The sequence below is a fragment of the Ligilactobacillus animalis KCTC 3501 = DSM 20602 genome (genome assembly GCF_001434535.1).
In the GTDB taxonomy this organism is placed as follows: Bacteria; Bacillota; Bacilli; order Lactobacillales; family Lactobacillaceae; genus Ligilactobacillus; species Ligilactobacillus animalis.
Genome location: NZ_AYYW01000029.1, coordinates 1 through 3,743, shown reverse-complemented (window position 1 = coordinate 3,743; position 3,743 = coordinate 1). Strand labels below are relative to the sequence as shown.

The 3,743-nt window shown below is 37.6% G+C and carries 6 protein-coding genes; 1 reads left to right on the top strand and 5 read right to left on the bottom strand.

The window, feature by feature from the left end:
• Positions 1–398: 398 nt before the first annotated feature.
• The 5 genes from FC30_RS09470 to FC30_RS05165 all read right to left on the bottom strand — a co-directional run bounded on the left by FC30_RS09470 (position 399) and on the right by FC30_RS05165 (position 2,839).
• On the bottom strand, positions 399–542 hold the full coding sequence (locus FC30_RS09470; protein WP_154645821.1) for a hypothetical protein: 144 nt from the start codon (positions 540–542) through the stop codon (positions 399–401).
• Between the two features lie 34 nt (positions 543–576).
• Positions 577–1,317 (bottom strand): helix-turn-helix domain-containing protein, encoded by a 741-nt coding sequence (locus FC30_RS05180; protein ID WP_010688448.1) that lies wholly within the window; start codon positions 1,315–1,317, stop codon positions 577–579.
• A gap of 129 nt (positions 1,318–1,446) precedes the next feature.
• The gene (locus tag FC30_RS05175; protein ID WP_010688449.1) at positions 1,447–1,749 is read right to left on the bottom strand and encodes a helix-turn-helix domain-containing protein; all 303 of its coding nucleotides are present in this window, start codon (positions 1,747–1,749) and stop codon (positions 1,447–1,449) included.
• A 226-nt stretch (positions 1,750–1,975) separates the two neighbouring features.
• Positions 1,976–2,626, bottom strand: a complete 651-nt coding sequence (locus FC30_RS05170; protein WP_010688450.1) for a Rha family transcriptional regulator — start codon at positions 2,624–2,626, stop codon at positions 1,976–1,978.
• 21 nt (positions 2,627–2,647) lie between these two features.
• On the bottom strand, positions 2,648–2,839 hold the full coding sequence (locus tag FC30_RS05165) for a hypothetical protein (RefSeq protein WP_010688451.1): 192 nt from the start codon (positions 2,837–2,839) through the stop codon (positions 2,648–2,650).
• Positions 2,840–2,976: 137 nt separating this feature from the next.
• Between FC30_RS05165 and FC30_RS05160 the strand changes: the two genes are divergently transcribed.
• Complete coding sequence (locus tag FC30_RS05160; protein ID WP_010688452.1) at positions 2,977–3,606, top strand: helix-turn-helix domain-containing protein; 630 nt, start codon at positions 2,977–2,979, stop codon at positions 3,604–3,606.
• Positions 3,607–3,743 lie beyond the last annotated feature (137 nt).

Below are 3,743 nucleotides of genomic sequence, written 5' to 3'. Positions count from 1 at the left end.
TTGGTTACACTTGCAGGAACTTATTAAATATTTCGTCCGGCGTCGTGATCCTTGCTATTGATGTGCTTGTTGTCTTTCGCCCAGTGTTACGTTTGCTAAAATGTCAGGTTTTGTCAAGTAGTAGCCTTTGAACTCTATATCGTATATGGCTGTATAATCACGTCTAAGCGTTTCTGATTGTTGCTAGTATAACTACACTCGGAAACTATTAAGCGTTGTAAGATATAAGAATAACGTTTGATTTTGGCGTTTAAAATAATATCTAAAAAGGGATGTACCAGCATTTGAGCCAGTGCATCCCTTTGCATTCGGTTTAGTGCAATGTCCTTAGATATTCCTGTATAGCGATCCAAGTGGTTTTGACCTGTCTTACTATCTCTCGTGGTGTAAAATAACCTTTAGGCGTGATAACGTTGTGCAGGCGTTCCAAGTAGTAGACCGCTCCAATAGATCAGATTACGGCTGTTATCACCCACGATCTTATTTTCTTGTTCTAATTCATGCAATGCGTCATCAGCTAGGCGGGCGGGGCGCAATTTCATGTTTTCTTTGGGGTTGACAAGGGAACTATTACCACTAACCCCCGTAAACTTCTTTATACTCTTCAATGTCTGTATATCCAGCTTCGTACATATCTCTGTATACTTCCTTGTCTACGTCTTCCCTATACCTTGCTTCACTTTCTGCCTTTGCTTCTGCTATGTCTGTGATACCTGCTTCTATCCAGTGCTTATATACGTTAGTCAGATAACCAGCTACGTTTTTGATCTTCTTACCTGCTATCTGATTATCCCTTGTACGTTTGATACCGTATAGCAATAGATCACTGTTAAGCTTATCTTTGAACCTTATCACTACGTTAGCAGTATCTAACTTCCGTTTGTCATCTGCATAACTCAATAGATCTAATTTATTTATTAACTCACTGCCAACGACTTTACCATAAGTCGTTATCATATAATATTTAATACTTGTATTATTATCTTTGGCGTTTGCGCCAAGGGGGGGCTTGGTTTTTGCGCCAAGGGGGGTGGTCAAAGGGTATAAACGGCGCTCTTTTACTTGCTTAGTCCCTTGGTAATAAATTTCTTCACGTTCTAGGTAACCATACTTAACAAGTAGGCTTATCCATTTGGATATTGTGGTACTATCGACGTCATACAATTTAGCAAAATAGCCATTGCTTGCGTGACAATAACCATCTTTATTGCTTAATGCTGTGATCTCACTATATAAAATTTTGGCGTTTGGTTTGCCAAGGCGCTTATCATATCTAACATTTGCGGGTAAAATTGAATAATAGTTTGGGTGTTCCATCTTAATTTCCCCCTTTGCTCGTCAATTTCATCATGTCTATTCAATTCCTTTCAGCGATCCATAAAGGTAACCTTTAAACCACTTAGCCCGTGCAGTCTCTTAATGTCATCAGCTCTATGGATCATGCTTTTATTTTGTTGTTTCGTTGTCTGCTAACCACTGCTTGACGCTCGACGCTATCAAATATTTGTTCATACCGTCAATATCAACAAACGGCATCCCGTTCTTGATCCAACCAGTTACCACGGCAGGCGACACGTTAAAGGCTTTGGCGGTGTCCTTGATATTGCCACCGTTGGCGTGTTGCTTGTTAAACAACTCTTTGACGATCTCTAAGTTACTGTTAAAGTATCTCAATTCCTGCAGTAAGTCAGCGTCTGCGGTGTTGATCGATACAGATACACCAGCTACGTTAAAAGTTAGATTTGCCATTGTCTTGATCTCCTTTAGTTGTTAGATATTCCAGCAGTTTCAAGATGTTTTTTTCGTCTGTGCTAAGTTGTTTCATTCCGTTCTATTTCCTGTTCATCATTCATTTATTGGGTGGGTGTTTTGGGTTTAGCCGTTGCGGGGGCTTATATACGCTAGGGACAAAAATGTCCGTTACGCTCGTTGTCGTGTTTCTCAAATTTGAGTATCACGGCTAGGGGATGCGTTGCTATTTCTCGTCAATAGCGACAAACATTTTTGCGCCGTTTAGAAGCGCCTTGATCTGTTTGTAAGTGAAACCAGCTTCGATATAAGCAATAGTCTTACGCTCGTTTTGCTCGTATCGTTCTTGCTCTTCGACTGTTAGCAGATCAAGCGCCGTTTTTGCATTGCCACGGATCTCTTTTAATTTCTTAACGTCAAGCCCTGTCACACTCTTAACAAGTAGGCTATTAATATTTTTGTACATGTAAGGTTGGTAGTGCTCCCAGTTCTTAATTGCTTCCTGTAACTCTCGCTTGATTGGTTTCTCTGATAGCCGTTGTAGTTGCCACTTGGCTTTTTCATCCCTTAACTTAAAGAACTCGTCAACTAGGGCAATCTTAAATTCTTCAACTGCGGGGGCATTATCTAAGAACGTTATAAACAATGTCGCTTGTCGTTCGTTCAAATGGTATATCGTTTCAGGTCTCCCGCCTTTAGAACCTTTAGGGGGTTTACGCATTTCAAATGCTAAACTTCCATAACGTTCTAAGCGTGCCTTTTTCGTTCTGATTAAATTTCTTACTGCGTGTAGGCTGTTCCCACTATACTTTGCGATAACCTTATCTGTCGTGTATGGTTCGTCTTTCAATGACTGCATGAATACTAATTCTTGCATGGTGATGCTCCTTTCTAGTGGCTATTTAACGTATTGCTTCAATAGCCAATCATTAATGATTTTCACGTTCTTGGGTCGTAACGACTTACCATTCAAGGCACTACGTAAGATGTAACGACTGATACCGATCTCGTCGGCTAGTTGATATACAGGGATGTTTTTTTCACCCCGAAAGCGTCGTAATGCTATTAATTGTTCTGGTGTTAATTCCATGCTCTCCATCTCCTTTTTACATTTGTAAAAATAAATTACACAACTATCTTATTTTATATTTGTAAAAAATTCAACTATTGTTTTTACATTTGTTAAAAAATAATGTATTCTATTACTCAGAAAGGAGTGTAATTTGTATGAATAGAATAAAGGAACTCCGAAAAAGCAAAAATGTTACTTTGCAAGAAGTTAGCGAAAAAACGGGGATCTCTGTTACTTCGCTAAGTTTTTATGAAAAAGGACAACGAAACCCAAAAATTGAAACTTGGCAAAAGTTAGCAAACTATTTTGGTGTATCAATAGCTTATTTACAAAATAAAACTAAAACAAAAAATTTGTTTGATTGGGTTGAAAAAAGTAAAAGTATGTCCAGTGATGTCTTTGATGATGAACAATTTAAAAAAAAGTGGGATAAAGAATTTAATGAACATGCGAAAGATAGATATATTGAACAATTTAAAGCAATTAATAATTCCTTTAACATAACCACAGCTCCATATATACTAAAAAATAATCACCAAGAACGTATTGCTTTATTTGAATTATTAAACAAGGCAAGTACCGACGATCTCGAAAAAATAGTTAATGATTTGTCATTGATATATGCTGTCTATATTAATGATCTCCTTGGAAATGAAAAAGCAAAAAAAGATATAGAAATAATTACTCAAGCTCTTAAGGGTATTTCAGGGACTTTAAAAAATAAAGAGAATAACTTATATCGCTACGAATATACAACTAACGACGATCCCGACGCCAAGAACTAACAACGCCCATCCCTGCGAAAGTATTTTTTAGGCAAGTAAATATTTTTTACCTGCCTGCATGTAACTTAGATCGATATGCGTAAAAGTAGTAATTTGTAGTAATTGAGCCACTTCGATATTTTAGAACTACCTACGTG